Genomic DNA, 25,482 nt, shown 5'->3' with positions numbered 1-25,482 from the left:
GTTCCCTCATGTTGAGGTAACCTCAGTAATGTTTCCCTGACCGGAAGGTAGTGCCCCTTGGAACGCACCCCCATGGGCCGCGACCGCGGCCACCACACTGTCAGCGCCGAAGAGAAGACGCAGGCCCGCCAGGTGTCGCTGCGTCGCATCGGCCGCCTGTTCACCCCCCACCGTCCCGCGCTGGCCGCCGTCACCGCGATCATCGTCCTCTCCTCGATCATCGCGATGGCCAGCCCGTTCCTGCTGCGTGCCGTGATCGACAGCGCCCTACCCCAGGGCGACGTGACCCTGCTGGTCTGGCTGGTCGTCGGCATGGTCGCCGTGGCCGCGGTGACCTCCGCCCTCGGCGTCGTACAGACCTGGATCTCCACCCAGGTCGGCCAGCAGGTCATGCACCGGCTGCGCACCGACGTCTTCAGTCACCTCCAGCGCCAGTCGCTCGGCTTCTTCACCCGCACCCGCACCGGCGAGGTGCAGTCCCGGATCACCAACGACATCGGCGGCATGCAGTCGGTGGTCACGTCCACCGCCACCGCCGTCGCGTCCAACCTCACCACTGTGGTCGCCACAGCGGTCGCCATGGTCGCGCTCTCCTGGCAGCTCTCCCTGGTCTCGCTCGTGGTGCTGCCGCCCGCCGTCTGGCTGACCCGCCGCGTCGCCCGGATGCGCCGCGAGATCACCGCCGAACGGCAACGCGAACTCGCCGACCTCAACGTCACCGTCGAGGAGGGGCTCTCGATCAGCGGCGTGCAACTGGCCAAGACCCTCGGCACCGGCCCCGCTCTGGTCGACCGGTTCACCGCCTCGTCGGCCCGCCTGGTCGACCTGGAACTGCGTAGCGAGTTGGCCGGCCGTTGGCGGATGGCCTCGATGAGCATCATCTTCGCCGCCGTACCGGCGGTCATCTACCTCGCCGCGGGCCTGCCCGGCGCCGCCGGCACGCTGAGCATCGGCACCCTGGTGGCGTTCACCGCCCTGCAGGGCGGCCTGTTCCGACCGCTGATGGGTCTGCTCAACGTGGGCGTCTCGCTCACCGCGTCGCTGGCGCTGTTCGCCCGGATCTTCGAATACCTGGACCTGCCCGTCGACGTGGCCGACCCCACCGAGCCGGTCCGCCTCGACCCGGCTCGGGTGCGCGGCCACCTGCGCCTGGAGGACGTCACCTTCGGCTACCCGGGCAGCGACACCGCGGCGCTCGCCGGGATCACCCTGGACGTGCCCGCAGGCACCAGCCTCGCCCTGGTCGGTGAGACCGGCTCCGGCAAGAGCACCCTCGCCGGACTGGTCAGCCGACTGCACGACCCGACCGCCGGCCGGGTCACCATAGACGGCGTCGACCTGCGCGACCTGCGACTGGCCGACCTGGCCGCGATCGTCGGCGTGGTCAGCCAGGAGACGTACCTGCTGCACACCAGCGTCCGGGAGAACCTGCGCTATGCCCGACCGGACGCCACCGACGCCGAGATCGAGGACGCCGCCCGCGCCGCCCAGATCCACGACCTGATCGCCGGGCTGCCCGACGGGTACGACACCACTGTCGGCTCCCGTGGCCACCGCTTCTCCGGCGGCGAGAAGCAGCGGCTCGCCATCGCCCGCACGCTGCTGCGCGACCCGCGCATCCTGGTCCTCGACGAGGCCACCAGCGCACTGGACACCGAGACCGAGCGTGCCGTGCAACGCGCGTTCGACGTGCTGGCCGAGGGGCGGACGACCATCACCATCGCGCACCGGCTCTCCACAGTGCGCCACGCCGACCAGATCGCGGTGCTCGACCACGGCCGGATCGTCGAGGCCGGCACCCACGACAGTCTGCTGGACCGCAACGGCCGCTACGCCACCCTGGCGGCCTGAGCATCCGCTCACAACCGTCTCGAAACCGTCGCTAAAACTGTCTCATTATTGTCCGTCCAGGTGGCGGTAGACGGTGGCCCGCGAGACACCCAACGTGGCGGCGATGGCGTCCACCGAGTGGGTGCCCGCCGCGTGCATCCGCCGGGCCGCCTCGACCTGCTCCCGACCCAGCGCCCGCGGCCGACCGGGCCGCCGCCGACGGGCAGCCGCCCCGCCGCCCGGCGCCGCGTCCGCACGGCTCGCGAGGGCCAGGCTCGGCGGGTGCGTGGGGCCCGCGTCCGCGCCCGCCGGGTCGGCTTCCGTCGGACCTGCGGCGTCCGCTGTCGGTGCGGTCAGCAGTCGGCGTACGCCGTCGAGCATGTCGGCGCGCAGCACCTCGTCGGACACGTCGGTGAAGAAGACGACCGGATCGCTGCACGCGGCGACCGCCTGCACCGCCCGGACCCGCTCCCGACGTCCGGCATCCGGCCCCGCGATGATGTCGTTGGCCCGCATCGCGATCGTGATCAACCGATGGTACGTGTCGCCCCGACCGACCAATGCGATGTCGTGGTAGAGCATGCCGAGCGGTCGACGATGAGCGAGTATGACGTCCACCCAGCCCTCCAGCACCGTCCACCGGGCCCGCTCGGTGGGTTGCGTCTGCGCGGCGTCGAGCAGCCTCTCCAGGTCGGCCAGCAGTGGCTCGACCAGGGCGGCGAGCAGGTGCTCCTTGGCCGGGAAGTGGTACAGGATCGCGGTCTTGGTCAGCCGCAGCCGCTCGCCGATCTGGCGCAGCGAGGTCCGCTGGTAGCCGTGCTCGGCGAACAGGTCGAGCGCGGCGCGCAGGATCCGGGTGCGGGTGTCGTCCGCGGGATCGGCGGTCATGCCGGCCAGCCTAGCGACGCCCTGACCGGTGGGCACGATCACCGTTGATTCGGCTGACCGTTGGTCAGTACAGTGAGAACCGGTCGACGCAGCCAACGGCAGGAGGGGCGATGCCCGTCATCTCGATCGGCAACCTGGTCAAGACGTTCGGCGCGATCCGGGCACTCGACGGGCTGGACCTGCGGGTCGAGCAGGGGGAGGTGCACGGCTTCCTCGGGCCCAACGGCTCCGGAAAGTCCACCACCATCCGGATCCTGCTCGGGTTGCTCCACCGTGACTCCGGCGACGCCCAGGTGCTCGGCGCCGACCCGTGGCGCGACGCGGTCCGCCTGCACCGCCGGCTGGCGTACGTGCCCGGCGACGTCAACCTCTGGCCCAACCTCACCGGCGGGGAGGCCATCGACCTGCTCGGTCAGCTGCGCGGCGGCCTCGACCGGCGTCGTCGCGACGAGCTGCTGCACCGCTTCGACCTCGACCCGACCCGCCGCTGCCGCACATACTCCAAGGGCAACCGGCAGAAAGTCGCCATCGTCGCCGCCTTCGCCTCCAACGTGGAGCTGTACGTGCTCGACGAGCCGACCTCCGGCCTCGACCCGCTGATGGAGGCGGTGTTCCAGGACGAGGTCCGGCGGGTCAAGCAGGCCGGCGCCACAGTGCTGCTCTCCAGCCACGTGCTCGCCGAGGTCGAGGCCCTGTGCGACCGGGTCAGCATCATCCGCGAGGGCCGCACCGTCGAGTCCGGCACCCTCACCGAGCTGCGCCACCTCACCCGCACGGCGGTGACCGTCGAGACCGCCCGGCCGGTCACCGGCCTGGACACGCTGCCCGGCGTGCACGACGTGCACGAGGTCGACGGGCGTACCCACCTGGAGGTCGACCCCGCGCACCTCGACGCGCTGCTCGGCCAGCTCATCCGCTTCGGCGTCCGCGCCCTCACCAGCACCCCACCGACCCTGGAGCAGCTCTTCCTGCGCCACTACGGCGACGACCCCGCCGCCGGCGCCGGTGCTCCCGCCGTTTCGGATGCCGGTGCCGCCTCGGATGCCGGTGCCCCGCAGGCCGGTGCCCGGTGAGCGCGCTGACCAACACCGCGCTGCTGGCCCGGCTCGTGCTGCGCCGCGACCGGATCCGCCTCGCGATCTGGGTCCTCGGCACACCCCTGCTCGGCTACGCCCTCGCGGCCAGCGTCGCCGGCATCTACCCGGACCAGGCGGCCCGCCAGGGATACGCCAGCACCTCGGCGTCCAGCCTGGTCGCCCGCGCCTTCAACGGCCCCATCGCCGGCACCGAGCTCGGCGCGGTGGTGGTCGCCGAGACGTACGTGACGCTGGCCCTGATCGTCGCCCTGCTGAGCACCTTCGCCATGACCCGGCACACCCGCCAGAACGAGGAGACCGGCCGGGCGGAGCTGCTCGGCGCCTCCGTGGTCGGCCGGTACGCGCCGCTGACCGCCGCACTGCTCGTCATCGTCGCCGCCAACGTGCTGGCCGCCGGGCTGCTCGCGCTCGCCCTCATCGGCGCCGGCCTACCGCTGGCCGGCTCCCTCGCCGCAGCCGCCGCGATCGGCGGCGTCGGGGTCGCCTTCACGGCGATCGCCGCCGTGACCGCCCAGCTCTCCGTCACCTCCCGGGGCGCCAACGCGCTCGCCGCCGCCACCGTCGGGCTCTCCTTCGTGCTGCGCGCCGCCGGCGACGTGCTCGGCGAGCAGAGCGCCGACGGCACGCGGGTGCAGAGCGCCTGGCCCTCATGGATTTCCCCGCTCGGCTGGGGCAACCAGGTGCGGGCCTTCGAGGGCGAACGCTGGTGGGTCCTCGCCCTACCCGTCGCGCTGCTGCTCGCCGGTGTGGCACTCGCGTACGCCCTCGCGGAGCGCCGCGACCTGGGCGCCGGGCTGATCGCGCCCCGACGCGGACCGGCGAGCGGCACGCCACGGCTGCTCAGCCCCGCCGGGCTGGCCTGGCGGATGCAACGCGGCACGCTCCTCGGCTGGGCGGTCGGGGTGGCCGTACTCGGCTTCTCCATGGGCATCGCCGGCGACGAGTTCAACGCCATGATCGACCAGAATCCGGCCGCCGCCGAGGCGATCAACGCGATGGGCGGCGGAGCCAACCTCCTCGACGCGTACCTGGCCGCGATGCTCGGCCTCTTCGCGCTGACCATCGGCGCGTACGTGGTGCAGGCCCTGCTCCGGGTACGCGGCGACGAAACCGACGGCGTCCTGGAAGCCGCCCTCGCCACGGCGGTCAGCCGTACCCGCTGGCTCGGCACCCAGGTCCTCGCCGCGGCGCTCGGCGCGGTCGCGTTGCTGCTGCTCGCCGGCGTGACCACCGGCCTCGGCTACGGCCTCGTCACCGACGACCCGCTCGGCAAGGCTGTCGAGCTGGGCGGCGCCGCGCTGCTGCGACTGCCCGCCCTGCTCGTGGTCGCCGGGGTGGTGACCACCCTGTTCGGGCTGCTGCCCCGCTGGTCCGTGGTGCTCTCCTGGACAGCCCTGCTGATCTTCCTGCTCCTCGGGCAACTCGGCGCGGTGCTCAAGCTGCCCCAGGCCGCGCTCAACGTCTCGCCGTACACCCATGTGCCGTCCGTGCCCGCGGTCGACCCGGCGGTGGCGCCGCTGGTGGTGCTGACGGCGGTGGCCGCGGCCCTGCTCGCCGTCGGCCTCGCGGGCTTCCGCCGTCGTGACGTGCCGAGCTGAGCCTGCTCGCCTTGATCGTTGGCAGCTGAGCAGTTCGACACGCCGCGCACCAGACTGCTGAACTGCCACCGATCATCTTGGCTAGCACAGATCGGGCGCGTCCGGTCGCCGTCCACAGATCGCCTGCTGTCCACAGAGGGCTGGATGTGTGGTTGCCTCGGGTTGGGGTGAGGCTGAACGGTCCGTGGTGTGAACTCGGTGCTTCGGGATCTGGTGGAGCTTGGCGGCGGGCTGGTGACGCTCGGAGCTGCCCGGCAGGTGGTGCCATCGTGGACGTTGGAGTCGGCTTGCCGTAACGGCGAGTTGGTGCGGGTGCTGCCCGAGGTGTTCGTGGCGACGCAACTCGTCGGCGGCCAGCCCGGCGCCCCAGCCCTCAGTCGGCTCGACCCGGTTCTGGGTCATCGCGCGGCCCTCGCCTGGGCCGAGGGCTGCGGCGCGCTCAGCCACCTGAGTGCGCTCAGCGTCTGGGGGCTGCGCACGCAGGCGGTCGGTGACCTGGTGCACCTGAGCACGGCGTCGAGCGCCAGCCTGCGCACCCGACCTGGCCTGGTCGTGCACCGACGTCGAGGGCTCGTCGTCGAACCGCCGCAGGTGGTCGTCCGGAGGGGCCTGACGGTCACCCGTCTTGAGCAGACCCTTGTCGACTCGTGGCAGACCTTGCCGCCCGGCGAGCGGCGGGGACCCGTGATCCGGGCGGTCAACGACTGGCTGACCACACCCGAGCGGCTGTCGGTAGCCCTGCAACGCGCGCCGAAGCTGACCGACCGGGCAACGTTCCGAACGCTGCTGACCAGGCTCGCCGACGGCTGCCGCAGCCCGCTGGAGATCTGGGGACACGAACAGGTCTTCACTGGACCGGGCATGCCGAGGTTCCGCCGGCAGGTGCCTGTGCGCGTAGGGCGCACCACCGTGTACCTCGACATGTTCGCCCAGCGGGAACGGGTCAACATCGAACTCGACGGGGCCACCACCCACGGTGACCCGCGCCAACGGGAGATCGACCTGCGCCGGGACGCGCTGCTGGCGACCGTCGGGATCGTTGTGGTCCGCTTCGCCCACCGTCGTCTGGTCAACGACATCGACGCGGTGCGTCGGGAAACACTGGCTATCCTGGCGACCCGTAAGGCGGGCGCGACGATCCGAGCTGATGAGATGCTGGCCCCGTCAGGACTTCCGGCGGACGGCGGCCAGGCAGCCCTCCCCACCGAAGCTTGAGGAGACCAGCCGGCGCCACCACCGGAGCGATTCGTGACCTCGCCGCCCCACCTGCGGCATCTAGCTTCCGGTGAGTGGCGCATGCGACTACTGCGACTGCACCTGTTGGTACGTCCCGACCTCCTGGGTGGGGCGCGCCTACCGTCCGCCATTGGCGCAGGCTGCGACCTGAGCTGATCATGGCCCTATGATCATCCGCTGCGGCACCGGGCTGGCCCCGGACGGCCAGCGCGGATGAAGGGTTGGCTGATGGCGAAGCACGACAGGGAATCAATGGCCAGTCGCTTCGACGCGGCCTGGAAGGCGCTCGAATCGGAACTGAAGCATCGTTGGAGGGAGCGGACCGGAGGCGGCTCCGGGCAGCAGCAAACCGCATTCAGCATGCTGACCTGGGCCCGGGACCAGAAGCTGCTCACCACCGATCAGGAGCGATTCCTGGACCGCTGCCGCAGCGTCCGCAACGCCTACACGCACGTGTCGTTCGAGGGCTACTCGGGGCCGATCGCGTCCCCACCGCGAGAGATCGTGGAGCGCCTGGAAAAGATTCTCGGCGGCCTGCGGCATCCGCAGACGGTCGGGGACATCGCCACCAAGGCCAGCACCTGTCTCCCGACCACGCCACTGCGCGAGGCCCTACAGACGATGCACCGGGGCGACTTCTCCCAACTGCCCTACCGGGACGAGCGGCGCGGCTGGCTCCTCGTGACCCGGGAACAGGTCGGCCGATGGGCAGAGGCCAAGGCTGAAGCCGACGGAATGGTGCTGCTCGATCTGAGGGCAGCGGTGTCGGAACTCGCGGATCACCCAGAGGTCGGTCCGGTGCGGCCGACTCAACTCGATCCCTCGGCCACCCTCGCGAGCGCCGTGGTTGCGCTCGAGTCGGCCCTGCACCTGCCCCACGACGCCGACGGCGGTTACCCGCTGGTACTGGTGACGGATAAGGCCAACAGGGCACCGGTGCAGGTGCTCGCCGTGGACGATCTCCCGCGGGCGTATCGCGAACTTGGCCGCTGACCCCTAATGACGCTGACCGATGGGATAGCGCCGGGCGACGGCCCCTGGTCGCCTGGCCCTAGGATCTCTGGCATGCAGGAGGGCCGGTGGACGACGATCACGCCGTCGCAGTTCGCGCACGAGCGGGAGGCGCTGGCCCACGTCCAGGCTCTGCTACCGGACACCGAGCCCTACCGCGCCTGGTCGAACTTCACCTTCACCGCCCAGACCGGGCACCCCTACGAGGTTGACCTGCTGGTCGCCGCCCCGGGCGGGCTCTACCTCATCGAGATCAAGAGCCTGAACGGTCGACTGATCTCCAGCGGCTCCAACTGGATCCTGCAGGGACCGTCGGGGAGCGCCACCCGTACCTTCGACAACCCGCTGCACCTGGCGGACATGAAGGCCAAGAAGCTCAAGTCCCTGCTTCAGGTCGCCGCGAGCCAGCGCAAGGGGCCGCCGGTCAGGATCCCCTTCGTGCAGGCGGCGGTCTTCCTGTCGAAGCCCGGCCTGCACGTCGGCCTTTCCGAGCACCACCTGCACGGCATCTTTGGCCCGGAGCCGGCACCCGGCCACCAGCCTGGCTCGCTGCCGACGATCGGTTCGCTGCTGCAGCGGCCCCCACAGGACGAGCGCCAGCGGGTCACCAAGGAGATGTCGGCGGCGCTACCGGAGCTCCTCAAGGCGGTTGGCATCGCCCGTAGCCGCCGGCACTACCAGATTGGCGCGTGGGATCTGGAGACCCGTCCGTTCGACGTCGGCCCGACGTGGCAGGACCACCAGGCCCGGCATCGTGACCTGGAGCGGGAGCGCCGCCGGGTGCGCATCTACCTGGTCGAACGCAACGCCGTGCAGACCGAGCGGGCCAGCATCGAACGCGCCGCGAAGCGCGAGATGCTCGCGTTGCACGGCATCAACCACCCGGGCATCGTGCAGGTCGACTCGATGGAGTCGCACGAGGCCGGCCCCGCGCTGATCTTCCGGTTCGACCCCCGCTCGGTGCGCCTGGACCACTACATGGCCCAGTACGGCGACCGCCTGGACGCGCTGAGCCGGCTGGCGATGATCCGCCAGCTCGCCGAGACCGTGGCGTACGCGCATCGCCGGCGGCTGCACCACCGGGCCCTGTCGGCCCGCAGCGTGCTGGTCAGCCCGGGGCGCGCCAGGAGAGGTGGCAGCGAGGACGAAGCATGGCTGATGCCCCAGCTGCAGATCAGCGACTGGCAGGCGGCGACCCGCGGCGCAGATTCCAGCGGTGGAAGCAGCGGTGACCCGGTCACCCTCTCTTCGCACGCGGCCTCGCACATCGAGCGCTCGGCGGAGGCGTACCTCGCGCCCGAGCTGACCGCGCCGAAGCCCGACGCGGTCGCGATGGACGTCTTCGGCCTCGGCGCGCTGGCGTACCTGATCCTGACCGGCCAGCCGCCGGCGGCCAAGCGCCCGGAGCTGCTCGCCCGGCTGGCCCGGGACAACGGCCTGCGGGCCGCTGCGGTCGCCGACGGCATCAGCGAGTTCGCCGATGAGCTGATCCAGGCCGCTACCGCCCCGGTGCCCACCCAACGGCTCACCACTGTCGCCGACTTCGTGGAGATGCTCCAGGTCGTCGAGGACGAGCTGACCGCCCCGCCCGCCCCCTCGGTGCACCCCGAGGAGCCGGAGCCCGAGCAGGTCGACCCTCTCGAAGCGCGTGGCGGCGACCGGGTAGGCGAGTGGAAGATCGTTCGCAGCCTCGGCACCGGCTCGACGTGCCGGGCATTCCTCGGCTTCAACGAGCGCACCCGGCGGGAGGAGGTGCTCAAGGTCGGGCTCTCCGACGAGAAGGGTGCTCGACTGGCTCACGAGGCCCGGGTGCTGGGCCCGCTCACCGACTCCCGGGTGATTCGGCTGGCCCGGCCCGAGCCGTTGCAACTCGGCAACCGGACTGTCGTGGTGCTGGAGCACGCCGGCGACCACACCCTGGCCCGCAAACTGCGCGACGACGGCCGACTCACCGTCGACGAGCTGGAGACCTACAGCGACTACCTCTTCGGCGCCCTCGACTATCTCGAGGGTGAGGGCGTCTACCACCGCGACATCAAGCCCGACAACATCGCCATCCGGATCCGCCCCAACCGCACCCGGCAGCTGGTGCTCTTCGACTTCTCCCTGGCCGGGGTCTCGGTCAAGGAAATCAACGCCGGCACGCCGCGTTACCTCGACCCCTTCCTCGGTACCGCCACCCGGCAGGTCTACGACAAGCACGCCGAGTGGTACGCCCTCGCGGTCACCCTGCACGAGATGGCCTCCGGCGAGCTGCCGGTCTGGGGCGACGGCGGCACCGAGCCGCAGCTCACCGAGGGCCCGCCGGTGCTGGCCGCCGAGGCGTTCGACCCGGCGATCCGCGATGAGCTGGTGGAATTCTTCCAGCGCGCCCTGCACCGTGATCATCGCCAGCGGTACGCCTCGCTGAAGGACCTGCGCGACGCCTGGCAGCAGGTCTTCCGCCGCTCCGACGCCAGCGCCCCGGTCGGCACCGACCATCCGGAGATCGCTCCCGACGGGCCGGACGTCGAGGGCGCCGAAGCGGCCCGCGACGAGGCGGCCACGAGGGCCACCCGGGCCACCGCGCTGGAGGCCGCCGGCCTCACCCCGCGCGCGGTCTCCGCCGCGCACCGGCTGGAGGCCACCACCGTCGGCGACCTGCTCGCCGTGGCCAACAAGCTCGCGCACCTGCCCGGCCTCGGCGCGAAGACCCGGCAGGAGCTGCAGCGCCGGGTCAAGGAGTGGCGCGGCCGGCTGGGGGAGCGGGAGACCATTCCCACCACGCCCGCCGCCCGCAAGGCCGCGACGGAGGAGGTCGCCGCCGAGGCCGTAGCCGGGGACGGTGATCCCGATCTGGTACGCGTCGGCCTGGACGCGATCGCCACGCTGCTCGTCCCGGCCAGCCGTAACCCCAACGACGTCGAGGCCACCAGGCTGGCGCTGCACCTGCCCGACGCTGCCGGCGCCCTGCCGGACCTGCCGTTGTGGCCGCAACACCCGCAGGTGGCGAAGCCGCTGGGTGTCACCCCTGCCCGGGTCGCACAGATTCTCGGCAAGCAGCGCAAACGCTGGGACGAGATCCCGGTGGTCGGCAGCGTGCGTACTCAGATCATCGAGTTGTTGCGCGACGGCGGCCGGGTGATGGGCGTCGCCGAGCTGGCCGCGGCCCTGCTGAGCAGCCGCGGCTCCGTGCGCACCGGGGATGCGCTGCGTCTCGCGGTGGCGGTCGCCGCGGTGCGGGCCGCCGTGGAGGTCGACGCGCTCGCCGAGGAGCCGCGCCTGCTGCTGCGCCGGCACGCCCGCGCCGATATCAACGGCAAGCCGCACCCGCGCGGCGACCGACTGCTGGTCGCGCTGGAGGCCGGCGAGGACGACGCGCCGGACACCCCGGCCGCGCCGGCCCTGCTGGACTACGCCGACGCGCTCGGCAAGGCCGCCGACAGACTCGCCGCCAGCGAGGTGCTGCCCAGCCCGGCGACGGTGCTTCGTACCCTCGCGGCGGTGACCGCGCCCGGCGGGGCGGCCGATGCCTTCGACGAGCGGCGGAGGGTCCTGCTCGCCGCGGTGGCCTCGGAGCGGGCCGCCGCGACCGCGCGACTGGAGCTCTACCCGCGCGACCTCGATCCGGTACGGGCACTGCGGCTGGCGCAGGCCGGCGTGGTGCCCCCGGCCAGCGAGGGGCGGCGCGGCCTCACCCCGATGCAGGTCGCCGACCGGGTGAGCGCCCGCTTCCCGGAGCTGGATCCGCTGCCCCCGCATCCGAAGCTGGACCGGCTGCTCGCGGAGGCGGGCTTCGAGCTGCGCTGGGACCGCGACAGGTACGTGCCGCCGCCGCCGCGAGCCGCTTCGTCGTCGATGTCGATCCTGCAGCGGCGTCCGTCGGTGACCGCCGCGCCGAGCCGGTGGACGGCCGAGTCGCCGGAGCTGGCGGCGGCGATGCGGGCCGAGGAGCGGCTGACCGGCGCGAGGTCCGCCGGCGGGTTCCGGGCGCTGACGGTACGACTGTCCCGGTACGGGCTGGCGCGCGAGGAGCTGGCCCGGCGCTTCGACGCCCGGCCGGTCAACGTGGCGGCCCGCTTCCTCGACCACCTGCACGCGCTGGTCGACGCCAGGCCGAAGCCGACCTGGGAAACGGTGCTCGGTGCGGACGTCGCCGAGGAGGGTTCGAGGGCGGCGATCAAGCTGGGGGAGTACGTCGAGCAGGCGTGGCAGCTTAGCGCACCGGCGCTGCACGCCTCGCTGTCGGCCGCGACTGGGCCGGTGTTGCTGCACGACGCGGCGGTGCTGGCGCGGTACCGGGCAATGGACCGGCTCTACGAGCTGGCCGACGCGGCGCGCGGTGGGGCGGGGGGCGTGTGGGTGCTCTGCCCGATGGAGGACCCGGCGCTGCTGCCCAAGCTGGACGGTGCGGTGGTGCGGGTGGGCGACAACGAGTGGATCGCGCTGCCGGACGCCTGGGTCGCCAACGCCCACCGCAGCGCCGCCGTCAGCTTTTGAACCTCGTTGGCTTCCCGGTGTCTTGATCAACGCGATAGCGCGTCTAGAACGTGGATTACCGCACCGTATACGTCCTCTGGTTGCGTCGCGGTTGCGGCAACTTTTTCCAGTCGCATGACAGCGGCCTGCACGAGAGGGTCAGTAACAGCTGCACCGAGATCATTCAGGCGACTGGCGTCGGTGCGCAATTGAGTCAAGGCATCAGAGAACGCTGTGGTCGATGGTTGTTCGTTCACAATCAGGTCTCCCTGCCAGACAAGGCTTTCTTTCGCACTGTAGAGATCTGGCGAACCCCGACTATCCGGGATCCTGGAACCCTCTAGTGCTGGTATGGCAGACCTGTCCACGGCCTGGAAATAAAGGGCTTGCTGCACGATCGACCTAGCCGCCGGAACCGACCGCATTACGGGCATGCGGAAGATTCCTTGCAAAAAGGCGCAGAGTACTTCCAGCACATATAGGCGATACTCAACCTGGCGTGGTAACAGTGGCCTTCGTCGTACGACGTACCTACTTCCAAGTGCAACCACGATGGCTGTACTGTAGCCTGCGACCACCGTAGGTATGCCGTGCACGCCGACGTTGTCAAGCAAGTAAGAGACTGTACCGCCGAGCGCTAGAGCGCTCGATACCTCGATGGCGCGCGCTGCCTCGGTCTCCACACCTCGTCGATGAAGATCGAGGGCGTTTTCCTCGTGCTTTCTGATTTCCTCCCTGAGCCACAGTCGCGCCGACTCAAGATCCCTCTCCCGGGATCGACTCACCTCCAGTCTCTGCAGAAATAGCTCCGCTACCATTAATCCGAGGTGCTTTGCGTCTAGAGGTTTGAGTTCATCTGCCTCTAACGTCTCGAAGAGTTCACGACCTCGCTCTGAAAGCGCCGCCTTGCGAACCCAATGCGCTATACGCGTCTTGATGTCGACCGAGGATATTCCGAATCTCGGAAACTTGCCGTATATGAAGTCTTCCGTCCTGGCGCTGCTGCTTGAAAAAAGTCCTTTCGCCGAGGCTTCACCCGGTACGCGAGTCTCCTGCATGATCTCCCAGAGTTCGCACGCGGCTAACTGAGCGTCCCGGGACTCGTGGGCATGCGGGTATATCGCAATCTGGAGGGACTCCTCCATGATTGTCTTTACTATCTGGCGTCGCGCCTTGCGCCATTTAAGGAAGCGAACTGCCCGCCAAATTGCGGCCGGCGCTCGGGTCGGCATTCGGGAAGGGTCGAAATCGAAATCCACCCGGACTCCCTCATGTTTATCTGGTGCTCAACGGCACGCATTCGTCAGGGGCGCTCTAGCGGCGTGAAGCCGTTCCGCCGGAAGCTAGTGTCGAGTCAGAATCTGTGCCAGCGGGTTGTCGTATAGCCGACGCGATGTTGTGAGGCTCAGTGACGACCAGCTCTCCCTGCGTGCCCTCACTCCGGGTGCTGGTTGCCGGCTCGACGGAGTGCACGGAGACCAGCGGTTTGGACGTAAATCTCTCGTCTCAGGGTTGCGTCGCCACGACGGTTGATCACGTAGCCGGTCAGCCAGATCCAGCCGTGGTACGTCGGCTGGTCCGAGACCGAGACGACGCGGAAGGTCAGGGCGCGGTCGCCGGCGAACTGCACCGAGGCCCGGCCGTCGATGACGAGCAGGTCGCCGGGGGAGGGACGCGCGGTCACCAGTGGCCGGAGTTGTGGCGCTGCTCCTGCGCCGGAGGGCACTCGCGGGCGTGCATGGCCTGCCAGTCACGCAGCGCCCGCTTGATCCGGTCGTTCTCCTGGCTGAGCAGCCGTACCGCCTCGTTGAGCATGGCCAGCTCGTCGGCCACCCGGGCCTGGAACTCGCGTACCTCATCGGGGTCGACGCCGCGCCGGCTCGCGGCGAACTCGCGGGTCCGCACCTCGTGCGGCGTCAACCGGCCCGGGTAACCGGCCGGGTAGGGCTGGCCACCTCGATACACCTGAGCCACGACGATCCTCTCTGCGGGCAGGCGGGAGCGCGGAAGCTCCCGGTCGGGGGGTGTGGAAGGGCGGGCCGTCCGCGCGGGGGCCGCGGACGACCCGCCCCCTCGGCCGCCGCAGCTCGATTCAGCGGTACGACAGCAGAGCAGTCCAACGGGTCGGGACGGGCGCACGCACCCGCCCCGACCAGGGGATGAGCCGAACTCGTTGCCACGCGAGGACCGGCTCCTTTCCAACATATCTAGACATGTCAGATGAGTCAACGCTGCTTGTTAGGCGCGTCGCGTTGTGATCGAATCGGATTGCCACGCGAGGAGTGCCATGCGAGAAGTGCCGGACTACTGGCGCATCGCCGATGATGTGATCGCCGACGTCAGGTCAAAGAAGTTGAAGCCGGGGGACAGGCTGCCCTCGATCATTGAGCTGCGCGCTCGTTACGACGTCAGCCACGGGACCGTACAGATGGCCTACGCCCGGCTCGAAGCGCTGCGAGTGATCCGTCGGCAGCAGGGCAAGGGTGTCTTCGTCACCGATCCAAGGACCTGGATGCGGGAGCCGTAGGTAGCGACCCGTCGGCCAGAACGGGCCTTACGGGTAACTCCCTGGTGACAGCCCTGCGACTAGAGTCGTCGCGTGATCGACCGGAAGCTGCTCTTGTCCGACCTGCAGAAGCAGGTCAAGAACCTGGAAAAGGACCTGCGTGAGCAGGCCGAGTCGGTCGAGGAGGTACGCCTCCGGCTGCGTGGCGAGTACGACCACGCGTTCAAGGTCGGGCGTACCGCCGCCACCTGGGCGGCCTGGCGGGACGACCGGGTGACGCAGGTCGCCGTCGCCTGGGTGCTCGGCACCGTCTTCGTACGCTTCTGCGAGGACAACGGCCTGCTGCCCGACCCCTACCTGGCCGGCCCGGGGGACCGACTGGTCCTCGCCGAGGAGGCCGAAGCGCAGTTCTTCCGCGACCGGCCCGGCGAGACGCTCCGTGGTTGGCTGAAACAGGGCTTCGCTGCGATCGCCGGCACTCAGGCCGGTAAGTCACTGTTTGACGAGCGGCACAACCCGCTCTACCAGATCCCGCTTTCCCACGACGCGGCCAAGGACCTGATCGCCTTCTGGCGTCGACGGGGCGAGGTTGGCGGCCTGGTCCACGACTTCACCGACCCGGAGTGGGACACCCGCTTCCTCGGCGACCTCTACCAGGACCTCTCCGAGGCGGCCCGCAAGACCTACGCGCTGCTTCAGACGCCGGAGTTCGTCGAGGAGTTCATCCTCGACCTGACTCTCACCCCGGCGATCGCCGAATTCGGCCACGACGTGGTCAAGATGATCGACCCGACCTGCGGTTCGGGTCACTTCGTCCTCGGCGCCTTCGACCGGCTGCTGAAGGAGTGGGAGCAGCACGCCCCCAACCGCGACCCCCACGAGCGGGTACGTCTCGCCCTCGACGCCGTCCACGGCGTGGACATCAACCCCTTCGCCGTGGCCATCGCCCGCTTCCGCCTCCTAGTCGCCGCCCTCCGCGCCTGCAACGTCAAGACCCTCACCGACTCGGCGGGGTACGTCTTCCCGATGCACCTCGCGGTGGGCGACTCCTTGATTAAGCGGCGGCAGGCCATGCTGTTCGGCGAGGACCCGATGACCGAGTTCGCCTACGCGACCGAGGACGTGCACGAGCACTCTGGCATCCTCAGCCCCGGCCGCTATCACGTCGTGGTGGGCAACCCGCCCTACATCACTGTCAAGGACAAGGGCCTCAACGAGGCCTACCGCGAGATGTACGACGCCTGCTCCGGCAAGTACGCCCTGTCGGTGCCGTTCGCCCAGCGATTCTTCCAACTCGCCAAGCCCGGAGACGGCGACGGTAAGGGCGCGGGGCGCGTCGGGCAGATCACCGCCAACTCGTTCATGAAGCGCGAGTTCGGCAAGAAGATGATCGAAAAGCTGTTCGCGGTCGACGTCAACCTGACCCATGTCATCGACACTTCCGGTGCACATATCCCCGGCCATGGCACACCAACCGTGATTCTCGTCGGCCGCAATACCAACCGTGGTCGGGCTGGCACTATCCGCACAGTCATGGGCATCCGGGGTGAGCCGAGCGCTCCGGACAACCCGCGTGATGGCTTCGTGTGGCAGGCCATCGTCGGCCAGGTCAGCCACCCTGGTTCGGAGAGCCAGTGGGTAAGCGCCGCCGATACTCAGCGTTCGGATCTTGCAACCTTTCCGTGGAGCCTGAGTGGAGGCGGCGCAGCTGGGTTGATGGTGGCGTTGGAAGCAGGCGACCGGAGACCGCTCCAGCGCAATATCAGCGGCGCGGTCGGGTTCGCGAGCTTCCCCGGCCAAGACGAGGCATTCTTTGCGCCAGCGGCCTGGTTCCGCCGCACCGGAACGGACTCTCTTCGGCGCCCTCTCGTAATCGGCGAAGTCGTCCGTGACTGGGACAGCGTTGCTGAAGAGCATGCGCTGGTGCCCTACAAGGCCGATTTCAAACCTGTGTCTTTCGATATCAGGGCGGCCTGGGGTAGGCACTTGTGGTCTTTACGTCGACTCCTGGGTTCGACCACGGGGTTCGGCGGTCAGACCCGCGCGGAATCGGACGCCCTGTGGTGGACCTGGTACCGCTGGGTCCCCGAGCGGTATCGGACCCCGTTGTCGATTGCATTTGCGTTTGTGGCCACGCACAACCATCTCGTCTTGGATCGGGGTGGAAAGGTCTTCAACCGTTCGGCGCCTGTGATCAAGTTGCCGGAGGGGGCGTCAGAAGAGGAGCACCTGCGGCTACTTGGGCTGCTCAACAGCTCGACCGCCTGCTTCTGGCTCAAGCAGGTCAGCCACGACAAGGGTAACGGTGGTATTGGTGGCGGAATTGCTAGCGAGGATTGGGAACGGTTCTACGAGTTTACTGGGACCAAGCTGCAGGAGTTTCCGCTACCGCCTGCGTACCCGCTAGAACTGAGCCGGGAGATTGACGGCCTGGCGCAGCGGCTCGCTACGGTGACCCCGGCGGCGGTCGGGGTCTCTGGCGTGCCCGCCCGCGAGCGGCTGGCCGCCGCTCGCGACGAGTGGCATTCGATCCGGGCGCGGATGATCGCGTTGCAGGAGGAGTTGGACTGGCAGGTCTACTCGCTCTACGGGCTGCTGGACGAGGAGTTGACCGCACCGGTCGGCTCGGTGCCGGAGTTGAAGCTGGGGGAGCGGGCGTTCGAGGTCGTGCTCGCCCGCAAGGTAGCCGCCGGCGAGGCGGAGACGCAGTGGTTCGCGCGGCACGGGTCGACGCCGATCACGGAGCTGCCGGCGCACTGGTCGGATGAGTACCGGGCGGTTGTGGAGCGGCGGATCGCGGTCATTGAGGGCAACCGCAACATCGGGCTGATCGAACGGCCGGAGTGCAAGCGGCGTTGGGCCACCGACGGCTGGGACGTCATGCAGCAGAAGGCGCTGCGCGACTGGCTGCTGGACCGGTGCGAGGCGCGGGAGTTGTGGTACCAGCACGTCGATGGCCTCGAACAGCCGCGCCCGCTGACCACCGCGCAGCTCGCCGACGAGCTGCGCCGCGACGCCGACGTGCTCACCGTCGCCAACCTCTACGCGCCCGGTCAGGATCTCGGCAAGGTGATCGCCGGCCTGGTCGCCGACGAGCACGTGCCGCACCTGGCCGCGCTGCGCTACAAGGACACCGGGCTGGCCAAGCGCGCCGACTGGGAGCAGGTGTGGGACCTGCAGCGGCAGGAGGACGCGCTGCCCGACGAGGCGGCGAAGCGGGAGTTCCGCAAGGGCATCCCGGTGCCGCCGAAGTACACCTCGGCGGACTTCCTCAAGAGCAGCTACTGGAAGCATCGGGGCAAGCTCGACGTACCCAAGGAGAGGTTCGTCTCGTACCCCGGTGCCAGCCGCGACGGTGACCCGTCGCTGCTGGTCGGTTGGGCCGGCTGGGACCACCGCGAGCAGGCCCAGACCCTGGCCACCCTGATCGTGGCCCGCGAGCAGGAGGACGGCTGGGCTGACGACCGGCTGTTGCCGCTGGTCGCAGGGTTGCGCGAGATCCTTCCCTGGGTACGCCAGTGGCACGGCGAGTTCGACCCGGAGTGGGGCGCCTCGCCGGCCGACATCTACGCCGGCTTCCTCGCCGAGACCACCAACCGCCTCCACCTCACCGACGAGGCGCTGACGTCGTGGCGGCCGGCCAAGGCCACCCGCGGCCGCAAGGCCAAGCAGTGAACAGAGCAGAAATCGTCGCTGTGTACGCTTCCCAGCCGTCAGGAGCCGACAATGGATAACGAGATTCAGCTGATCAGCGACGGCGATGGCCTGGCTGTCATCGGTGACCCGGCGGCGGTGGAACTCTTCCTCGTCTCCGAGGGGCTGCAGTCGAAGGACCTCGGACTACATCGGCTCGGACCTGCCCTTGGTAAGGCGGCGGGAGTCGCACAGGCAGGTTCCGAGATCGCCGCCAACTCGGGTCGCTGGATGAAATTGACTGCGGAGTCCGCGAAGGTCGCGGACAAGTTCCCGATGGTCACGAACTCGGTCTCCGGCAACGCCCATGCCACTCTGAGGGCGCAGAATGGCCAATTCGTCAAGAACCTCCAGTTCGTGAAGGGATCGCAGCTGACCAACCCTGCGCTCCTGGCCGGTGCGGCGGGGATCATGGCGCAGCTTGCGATGCAACAGAGCATGAAGGAGATCACCGACTATCTCGCCACGATCGACGAGAAGGTCGACGATGTGCTCCGCGCCCAGAAGGACGCCGTGTTGGCCCGCATGACCGGAGTCGGCTTCGTCATCGAGGAGGCCATGACCATCCGAGAGGCGAGGGGCCGGGTCGACGAGGTCACCTGGTCGAAGGTGCAGGGGGCGCCGGCGACGATTGCAGAAACCCAGGCGTACGCGTTGCGTCAACTCGACGCACTCGCGGAGAAGCTGGAGCGCAAGACCACCATCGGTGATCTCGCCAAGGCGGCCAAGGAAGCAGAGTCCAAGGGGCAGGAGTGGCTCGTCGTCTTGGCTCGCTGCTTCCAGCTGCAGGACGCGATCGCCGTGCTTGAGCTCGACCGGGTGCTGGACGCGTCGCCGGGGGAGTTGGACGGGCATCGCCTCGGGCTGAGGACTGCCCGGCAGAACCGGCTGGAACTCATCTCCCGGTGCACCGAACGCCTGCTGGCCCGGATGGACGCGGCTGCGGGCAGAGCCAATGCCAAGGTGCTGCTGAATCCGATGGACTCCCCGGCTGTGGTGAAGTCGAGCAACCATGTCTCGATCGCCATCGTCGAGTTCCACGGACGGCTCGGGATCGAGGGCGCTCGCCAGTCATCGGAGGCGAGGCGATGGACGGACGCGGCCAAGGAGGTGAGGGACCAGGCGCTCGACACGGGAGCAGACGGCGTTGGTGCCGCCAAGCGCCTTGGCAACGAGACCCTCGGCCGGGCCAAGTGGGCGACGGGCAAGCTCTCCAGCCGGATCGCTGAGCGAACACTCCGTCGGCGCGGGAACGACGAGGAACGCGACGAGGAAGGCTGAGTGGGCGCCGGCCGTCAGCCACGTGGGCTCTCCGATGGGACTGCAGGCTCCGCCCGCGCCATCGCTTGCGGTAAGCGCGATGTGGGACCTGCAACGGCAGGAGGACACGCTGCCCGACGAGGCGGCGAAGCGGTAGTTCCGCAAGCAGATCCGTGTGCCGCCGAAGTACACCTCGGCGGACTTCAGTTCGACGTGCCCAAGGAGCGGTTCGTGTCGTACCCGGGTGCCAGGGGCGACGGTGATCCGTCGCTGCTGGTCGGTTGGGCGGGCTGGGATCACCGCGAGCAGGCCCAGGCCCTGGCCACTTTGATCGTCGCCCGCGAGCAGGAGGACGGCTGGGCCGCCGACCGGCTGGTGCCGCTGGTCGCGGGGTTGCGAGAGCTCCTGCCCTGGGTACGCCAGTGGCACGGCGAGTTCGACCCGGAGGTGGGGTTCGTCGCCGGCCGACATCTATGACGGCTTCCTCGCCGAGACCACCAACTGGCTGCACCACACCGGAGAGGCGATGACCTCCTGGCGACCGGCCAAGGCGACCTGCGGCAGGAAGGATGCGAATTGATGTCGTCACCCTTCCGCCGCGACATCGGCTATTTGTATGTGGATCCCGGTGGCCGCGATGTCCGAACAATTAGAGGCGAATATTGGACTACGATGAAAGGTTGCCGTGGCCCGCAGAACTAGGACCTCCGCGCCGTTCCCCGGCGTTATCGTACTGATAATAGGTGGATTCTGTGGATGGGGAATCTGCACCGGTAGCTCGTCTTGGAGTGAGAAGATTCCTATGGCGATCGGCGCGGCGATCGGCTTGTTCCTCGCGTACGCTCTCCATACCGGGGACGGTAGGCGACGGTAGAGGCGCCCCGCCAGACACGTCCGGCGGCTGCCAGGTTGCGTGTCCGCCCCTCCGTTCTAGAGTGGACGCAAGAATCCCTGGGCAGTCGTCAACCCTGAGCCATTCGTCGATTCTCAGGAGCAGGAGGAGGACCGGTCGGGGATGTCCCCACTGTCGGCCGCTCGGTTGTCTCGTCCAGACCGTATAGGGACCCTAGCCCCGCCGTGGCAACCTGATGACCGTGGAAACCTTCGGCGCGCAGCTTCCGGCCCTCGTCGGCGTACTGGTCGGAACACTTGGAACGATCCTGGCTACCACGCTCGCCGACCGTGCACGATGGAAGCGAAGCCAGGACGTCCGCTGGGACGAGCGGCGGCTCGAGGCCTACGTCGAGTACGCCCGGGCGATCAAGGAGATCCATGCGATCGCGTTGCGAATGACCGCTGCTGACCGGCCGGCCTCGCGTAGCCATCGCATCGATCGAGAGGCGGGCATCGCGATGCTGGCCGAGGCAGACGTCCGCCGGACTCTGGTGTGGGAAAGCATGCTCCTGCTCGGTGATGAGCGGACGGTGGCTGCGGCTCGGACCTGGCGAGATGCCGTCTGGCAGGTGGAGCACCGTGCGCGAGGGTTCGCCGACCAGCCGGGCGATGTCGCGAGCCTGCTCAACCGCGCTGATGAGGCGCGAGACGGTTTCTACCGTGCGGCTCGGTCGAGTCTCGGTGTGCGGGGTGGCTCAGTCGCGCAGTCGGCGATGCTGAAGAGAGAGCTCGCGGCCGAACTGCTCGCCGCGCCGCAGCCGGCAGTGAGCCGTCAGGTATCCGACAGCAGGGGCGCCAGCAACTAGCACATCAGGTGCGTGTCCGTCAGTCCGGTTCCGCGCGGGCGACGCGACCGGGGGGTTGGTCGGTACGGTATCCCGCATGTCTTCGCCCACCCCCGGGCCGCCGGACGACGTCGGCGAGCTGGCCGACGCCCTGGCGCAGCGGCAGTCTCGCCTTTGGCAGGTCACCAGCCCGGGCGAGTTGGCTGCCTGGGCGCTCGCCGAACCGGAGCCGGCGCCGCTCGACCCGGGGCCGGCCGCTTTCGACGGTGACTGGACGGATGGCCTCGACGGAAGCCGGCAGGCTGCGTGGGCGCTCGCCGGCTGGGTTACTCGGATGACCGTGCCGGAAGCCGCAGCCACCGCCGGCAGGCATTGGCTGCTGTCCCGGATCCATCATGGTGGCGGGTCACTGCTGCGGCTGACGGTGGGCGTCCTGGAAACCTTCGGTGTCCTGGAGGACGGCGCGGAGGTGTGGCTGCGGGTCTTCGCGGTGCCGCTCCACAGCGCCGCCGATGGCGGCGCGCTCGACGCGGACGAGTGGGAACGGCGCGGTGTCGAACTCCTACGGGACGGCACCAAGACCCTCGCTAACGACAAGTATCTGCTGCGTTGCCCAGACATCCGTACCGCTCAGTGGTTGCTGCGGCAGCCGCCGGCCTTGGCCGGCGCGCGGATGCTCAACGGGTGGGTGGCCGCCGGGCCATTCCCTTTCGCGAGCAGATACCGGCCGGAAACCGCGGCACGCGCCTGGCTGGCCGCCGAGACGCTGCTCGATGCTGAGTCGCAGGCGGCGCCCTCCATCGGTGGCTGGGGCTTCGACCGGCCGTACGCCGGCTCGTCGGTACCCGTCGAACTGCCCCCTCAGCGGTCGTTCGACGCAGCGGCCTACCGGGCCGGGGTGAGCGAGCACGACCGACTCTGCCGAGCGCTGGTCGACCACCTAACTGCGTCAGGGATACCGGCCGGCGCCGGACTCGCCGGGGTGAACGTCGACCTGGCCTGGCGCGACACCAGCGGGCGGCAGTTCATCGCCGAGGTGAAGAGCGTGGTCGACGGCAACGAGGTCGAGCAGCTCCGGCTCGGACTCGGCCAGGTCCTCGAATATCGGCACCGACTGGCGGCGCTCGGCATGCCGGTCACCGTCGTCCTGCTGGTGAGCCGCGTTTCCGACCCCAGTTGGCAGCAGGTCTGCGCGGCGAACGGCGTCGCCCTCCTCGCCGGTGACGCGGATGCGGCGTGGTTGCCGCTGACTGCTCGGACGTAGGCCCTATCCCGCTCTGTCCCCACCCGTCGACCCGAAGGACTCCTCATGGGCTTCCAGAACGCGATAACGATCGCCGAGGCGGTGAAGAAGATCCAGCGTCGTGAGTTGGTGCTTCCCGCTATTCAACGTTCGTTCGTCTGGAACGACGACCAGATGTGCCGCCTCTTCGACAGCATCTTGCGGGGTTATCCGATCGGGTCGTTCCTGTCCTGGCGCGTGCAGCCGGAGACGTCGGGCCAGTTCAGGTTCTACGAGTTCATGCGGGAGTACCACGAGAAGGACAACCGGCACAGCCGCGAGCTGGACCTGCCTCCGGGCCAGGCGGTCACCGCTCTCCTCGACGGGCAGCAGCGGCTGACGTCATTGAACGTTGCCTTGCGCGGCTCGTACGCGAGTCGCGTCCGCTACGGCCGTCACAACCAGGCCAAGTCATTCCCCGCCCGTCGCCTTCACCTCAACGTGCTGAAGAACGCGGGAGAGAACGACCGGGGATGACGTATGACTTCCGGATGCTCGCCGAACCCGTGACGCAACCGTCGGATGGTTCAGCGTACTGGTTCCCGGTCTACCGCCTGTTCGAGATGACGAACTTCGGGGCGCTTATGGGCGTTCTGGCCTCGCACGGACTGGGCAACAACGCACATGCCGCGACGGTCATCGGCGACCTGTTCAACGCCATCCACAGCGAGCACACGCTGCACTTCTACGAGGAGTCGAGCCAGGACATCGACAAGGTCCTCGACATCTTCATCCGGGTCAACTCCGGCGGCACCGTCCTGTCGCAGAGCGACCTCCTCCTCAGCATCGCCACAGCGCAGTGGGACAAGCGCGACGCGCGCAAGGAGATCCAGTCGCTGGTGGACACGCTCAACGGCCCCGACCAGCGTTTTTGGTTCAGCAAGGACGTGGTGCTCAAGAGCGGCCTGATGTTGACCGGCGTGGCTGACGTCGGCTTCAAGGTTCGCAACTTCAACCGGGACAACATGGCCCGGTTGGAGGAGCAGTGGGACGACGTCAGCTCCGCGCTGACTGTCGCCGCCGGCCTGCTCGGGGACTTCGGCTTGTCCTCGACCACGCTGACCGCAAACAGCGTCCTCATACCGATCGCGTACTACGTCCATCGGCGTGGTCTCGACGAGCGTTACCGTGAGCGTCCAGCAGAGCGCAACGATCGGGCGGCGATTCGCTCCTGGGTGATTCGGAGTCTCCTGAAGTCCGGTGTCTGGGGGTCCGGTCTCGACACGCTGCTCCGGGAGTTGCGCGAGGTGATCAACAAACACGGCGCGGACTCCTTTCCCGTCGCGCAACTCGAGGCGCGCATGGCAGCCCGTGGTAAGGCCCTCGCCTTCACTCCCGAGGAGGTCGAGGACCTCATGCAGTGGCAGTACGGGGGCGTGGGTACCTTCCCCGTCCTGGCGATGCTGTTCCCGCACGTCAACACGAGGAACAACCATCACGTCGACCACGTTTTTCCGCGATCGCTGCTGACCACGCCGAAGCTCAAGAAGCACCGCTCCTTCACGGAGGAGCAACTGGACGACGCCATCTGGTACCGGGACAGTCTCGCCAACCTCCAGCTGATCGAGGGCGCGGAGAACATCGCGAAGAAGGACCGCTTGCCCGAAAAGTGGGCGCGGGCCACCATGACCGACGAGGCCTACGCCAGCTACCTCCAGCTAAACGCCCTGCCCGGGCTACCGACGTCGCTGGACGATTACCTCGGATGGTGCGAACAGCGTCACCACCTCCTCGGTCGTCGGTTGGCTGAGCTCCTCGGCACGACATGGTCGGGTGCGGAGGGGGCGCCGGCAAGTTGACGGCCGCCCAGGACGCTTGACCGGTCGTCATGAGAACGAGAGGATCGGGTCATCGACCGGCGTCGGTGTAGCGGCTGTCGCATCACTTCCCGGGCGGAGGTCCGAGTGGTCAGCAGTGTGTCGGTGTCCGGACCGAATGACAGACCCCTACTGGCCAGGGCCTATCGGCTCGTGAATGTCGGCGGGGGCGAATACGCCTTCACCGATCTCCGCGAGACGTCCCTCGGCGGTGTGCAGACCCGGCAGTTCCGCTTCTTCACTCCGGTAAAACGGGAGCGGATGCGGCTGCCCACGTCGCTTCCCGAGTTCGCCGAACTGCGCCACGTGGCCAACCTCTCCGACAGCCCGGTGACGGTCGCTGCGGCTATTGGCGGGCACTGGACCGAGCACAACCTGGCGGCCATCACCCACGTTGCCGCGTGCAACTTCCGGTGTTCCTACTGCTACGTCGACTACCGCCATCTGGCCGGCCGCGACAGCTTTGTCGCCGCCGCGGACGCCGTGGTGGACGACTTCGTCGCGCTCCGCGGGATGGCGCTTGAGACGGGCCGCAAGCTCAGCCTGCTGCGGGTGAGCGGCGGCGAGCCCCTGCTCGCCCCGTCCCTCGTCATCGAGATCTACCGCGTCCTGGTCGAACGTGGACTGCTCCCGTCCGTCGTCCTCAAGGTGGAGTCGAACCTCTCGGCCCTCCCTTACGCCTGGGGGCAGGGCAGCGTGCGACTCGCCGTACCGGAACGCGACTGGCTGCGTCGAATCAAGCTGCACACCACCCTGCACCATCCACCCGGCAGCGGTAACTGGCCGGCGATCAGGGACGGGATCGCCTTCGCGCTCGAACTGGGCTTCGACGTGTTCCCGGCGGTCGGTGCCACCGACTGGACCCCACTCCAACTCGAGACGCTCTTCGACGAGTTGACCAGAATCAGCACAGGGCTTCCGCGACGGCTCGCGGTACGGCCGTTCCATCTGGACTATCCCGCGCTCGCCGACCGTCGGCGGCTGCCTCGACCGGCCGAGTCCGAAGCGCCCTCGGCGGTCTGGGAGAAAATTCTCCGCCGGCGACTTGGTGTGGATTACCTAGAACGCCCTCGACATCTGATATCGCTCACCTGAGGAAATGCTGACCCGCACATGGAGGAACGACG

The 25,482-nt window shown here is 68.9% G+C and carries 19 protein-coding genes; 15 read left to right on the top strand and 4 right to left on the bottom strand.

The window, feature by feature from the left end; all coding sequences use genetic code 11:
• Positions 1-72 precede the first annotated feature (72 nt).
• Positions 73-1,851, top strand: coding sequence for an ABC transporter ATP-binding protein (locus tag AC3CF1_RS04720; protein WP_488452040.1), 1,779 nt, complete (start codon positions 73-75; stop codon positions 1,849-1,851).
• A gap of 45 nt (positions 1,852-1,896) precedes the next feature.
• Here AC3CF1_RS04720 and AC3CF1_RS04715 read toward each other — a convergent pair whose 3' ends face one another.
• Positions 1,897-2,718 (bottom strand): TetR family transcriptional regulator, encoded by an 822-nt coding sequence (locus tag AC3CF1_RS04715; RefSeq protein WP_488449637.1) that lies wholly within the window; start codon positions 2,716-2,718, stop codon positions 1,897-1,899.
• A 110-nt stretch (positions 2,719-2,828) separates the two neighbouring features.
• On the opposite strand from AC3CF1_RS04715, the gene AC3CF1_RS04710 reads away from it, so the two are divergent.
• The 5 genes from AC3CF1_RS04710 to pglW all read left to right on the top strand — a co-directional run bounded on the left by AC3CF1_RS04710 (position 2,829) and on the right by pglW (position 12,139).
• Positions 2,829-3,791 (top strand): ABC transporter ATP-binding protein, encoded by a 963-nt coding sequence (locus tag AC3CF1_RS04710; protein ID WP_488449636.1) that lies wholly within the window; start codon positions 2,829-2,831, stop codon positions 3,789-3,791.
• A complete protein-coding gene (locus tag AC3CF1_RS04705) occupies positions 3,788-5,413 on the top strand; it encodes an ABC transporter permease (RefSeq protein WP_488449635.1) in 1,626 nt (541 codons plus the stop codon). Before AC3CF1_RS04710 ends, AC3CF1_RS04705 begins: the two co-directional genes overlap by 4 nt.
• Before the next feature lie 189 nt (positions 5,414-5,602).
• On the top strand, positions 5,603-6,628 hold the full coding sequence (locus tag AC3CF1_RS04700) for a DUF559 domain-containing protein (RefSeq protein WP_488449634.1): 1,026 nt from the start codon (positions 5,603-5,605) through the stop codon (positions 6,626-6,628).
• Positions 6,629-6,877: 249 nt separating this feature from the next.
• On the top strand, positions 6,878-7,642 hold the full coding sequence (locus AC3CF1_RS04695; RefSeq protein ID WP_488449633.1) for a hypothetical protein: 765 nt from the start codon (positions 6,878-6,880) through the stop codon (positions 7,640-7,642).
• A 72-nt stretch (positions 7,643-7,714) separates the two neighbouring features.
• Positions 7,715-12,139: a BREX system serine/threonine kinase PglW gene (gene pglW / locus AC3CF1_RS04690; RefSeq protein ID WP_488449632.1), complete on the top strand. Its 4,425-nt coding sequence runs from the start codon at positions 7,715-7,717 to the stop codon at positions 12,137-12,139.
• 26 nt (positions 12,140-12,165) lie between these two features.
• Here the strand turns inward: pglW and AC3CF1_RS04685 are convergent, their stop codons facing one another.
• From AC3CF1_RS04685 to AC3CF1_RS04675, 3 genes are all read right to left on the bottom strand, one after another.
• Positions 12,166-13,377 carry a hypothetical protein gene (locus AC3CF1_RS04685; RefSeq protein WP_488449631.1) on the bottom strand — a complete coding sequence of 404 codons (1,212 nt, stop codon included), beginning with the start codon at positions 13,375-13,377 and terminating at the stop codon, positions 12,166-12,168.
• Between the two features lie 176 nt (positions 13,378-13,553).
• Positions 13,554-13,802 carry a hypothetical protein gene (locus tag AC3CF1_RS04680; protein ID WP_488449630.1) on the bottom strand — a complete coding sequence of 83 codons (249 nt, stop codon included), beginning with the start codon at positions 13,800-13,802 and terminating at the stop codon, positions 13,554-13,556.
• The gene (locus AC3CF1_RS04675; protein ID WP_488449629.1) at positions 13,799-14,092 is read right to left on the bottom strand and encodes a DivIVA domain-containing protein; all 294 of its coding nucleotides are present in this window, start codon (positions 14,090-14,092) and stop codon (positions 13,799-13,801) included. The genes AC3CF1_RS04680 and AC3CF1_RS04675 overlap by 4 nt, the downstream gene beginning before the upstream one ends.
• 313 nt (positions 14,093-14,405) lie before the next feature.
• Between AC3CF1_RS04675 and AC3CF1_RS04670 the strand changes: the two genes are divergently transcribed.
• The 9 genes from AC3CF1_RS04670 to AC3CF1_RS04630 all read left to right on the top strand — a co-directional run bounded on the left by AC3CF1_RS04670 (position 14,406) and on the right by AC3CF1_RS04630 (position 25,450).
• Entirely contained in the window at positions 14,406-14,645 is a 240-nt protein-coding gene (locus tag AC3CF1_RS04670) for a winged helix-turn-helix domain-containing protein (protein WP_488449628.1), read from the top strand.
• Between the two features lie 72 nt (positions 14,646-14,717).
• Entirely contained in the window at positions 14,718-18,299 is a 3,582-nt protein-coding gene (gene pglX, locus AC3CF1_RS04665) for a BREX-2 system adenine-specific DNA-methyltransferase PglX (RefSeq protein WP_488449627.1), read from the top strand.
• Positions 18,300-18,350: 51 nt separating this feature from the next.
• Entirely contained in the window at positions 18,351-19,598 is a 1,248-nt protein-coding gene (locus AC3CF1_RS04660; RefSeq protein ID WP_488449626.1) for a hypothetical protein, read from the top strand.
• A gap of 210 nt (positions 19,599-19,808) precedes the next feature.
• Positions 19,809-20,054 (top strand): DUF7008 domain-containing protein, encoded by a 246-nt coding sequence (locus AC3CF1_RS04655; protein ID WP_488449625.1) that lies wholly within the window; start codon positions 19,809-19,811, stop codon positions 20,052-20,054.
• Between the two features lie 611 nt (positions 20,055-20,665).
• Positions 20,666-21,277, top strand: a complete 612-nt coding sequence (locus AC3CF1_RS04650; protein WP_387179604.1) for a hypothetical protein — start codon at positions 20,666-20,668, stop codon at positions 21,275-21,277.
• Between the two features lie 76 nt (positions 21,278-21,353).
• Complete coding sequence (locus tag AC3CF1_RS04645) at positions 21,354-22,520, top strand: hypothetical protein (protein WP_488449624.1); 1,167 nt, start codon at positions 21,354-21,356, stop codon at positions 22,518-22,520.
• A gap of 45 nt (positions 22,521-22,565) precedes the next feature.
• Positions 22,566-23,015 carry a DUF262 domain-containing protein gene (locus AC3CF1_RS04640; protein WP_488449623.1) on the top strand — a complete coding sequence of 150 codons (450 nt, stop codon included), beginning with the start codon at positions 22,566-22,568 and terminating at the stop codon, positions 23,013-23,015.
• A complete protein-coding gene (locus tag AC3CF1_RS04635) occupies positions 23,012-24,337 on the top strand; it encodes a hypothetical protein (RefSeq protein ID WP_488449622.1) in 1,326 nt (441 codons plus the stop codon). The genes AC3CF1_RS04640 and AC3CF1_RS04635 overlap by 4 nt, the downstream gene beginning before the upstream one ends.
• Before the next feature lie 171 nt (positions 24,338-24,508).
• The gene (locus AC3CF1_RS04630) at positions 24,509-25,450 is read left to right on the top strand and encodes a hypothetical protein (protein WP_488449621.1); all 942 of its coding nucleotides are present in this window, start codon (positions 24,509-24,511) and stop codon (positions 25,448-25,450) included.
• Positions 25,451-25,482 lie beyond the last annotated feature (32 nt).

This window comes from Micromonospora sp. MGP-C2, assembly GCF_057766525.1.
This window is presented reverse-complemented; position numbering and strand designations above follow the sequence as displayed.

What these genes read in the sequence shown, in the direction of transcription:
- AC3CF1_RS04720 (WP_488452040.1), top strand. Translation starts at nt 73, where the DNA reads ATGGGCCGCGACCGCGGCCACCACACTGTCAGCGCCGAAGAGAAGACG.
- AC3CF1_RS04715 (WP_488449637.1), bottom strand. Translation starts at nt 2,718, where the DNA reads ATGACCGCCGATCCCGCGGACGACACCCGCACCCGGATCCTGCGCGCC.
- AC3CF1_RS04710 (WP_488449636.1), top strand. Translation starts at nt 2,829, where the DNA reads ATGCCCGTCATCTCGATCGGCAACCTGGTCAAGACGTTCGGCGCGATC.
- AC3CF1_RS04695 (WP_488449633.1), top strand. Translation starts at nt 6,878, where the DNA reads ATGGCGAAGCACGACAGGGAATCAATGGCCAGTCGCTTCGACGCGGCC.
- pglW (WP_488449632.1), top strand. Translation starts at nt 7,715, where the DNA reads ATGCAGGAGGGCCGGTGGACGACGATCACGCCGTCGCAGTTCGCGCAC.
- AC3CF1_RS04670 (WP_488449628.1), top strand. Translation starts at nt 14,406, where the DNA reads ATGCGAGAAGTGCCGGACTACTGGCGCATCGCCGATGATGTGATCGCC.
- AC3CF1_RS04660 (WP_488449626.1), top strand. Translation starts at nt 18,351, where the DNA reads ATGGATAACGAGATTCAGCTGATCAGCGACGGCGATGGCCTGGCTGTC.
- AC3CF1_RS04650 (WP_387179604.1), top strand. Translation starts at nt 20,666, where the DNA reads ATGACCGTGGAAACCTTCGGCGCGCAGCTTCCGGCCCTCGTCGGCGTA.
- AC3CF1_RS04645 (WP_488449624.1), top strand. Translation starts at nt 21,354, where the DNA reads ATGTCTTCGCCCACCCCCGGGCCGCCGGACGACGTCGGCGAGCTGGCC.
- AC3CF1_RS04640 (WP_488449623.1), top strand. Translation starts at nt 22,566, where the DNA reads ATGGGCTTCCAGAACGCGATAACGATCGCCGAGGCGGTGAAGAAGATC.
- AC3CF1_RS04635 (WP_488449622.1), top strand. Translation starts at nt 23,012, where the DNA reads ATGACGTATGACTTCCGGATGCTCGCCGAACCCGTGACGCAACCGTCG.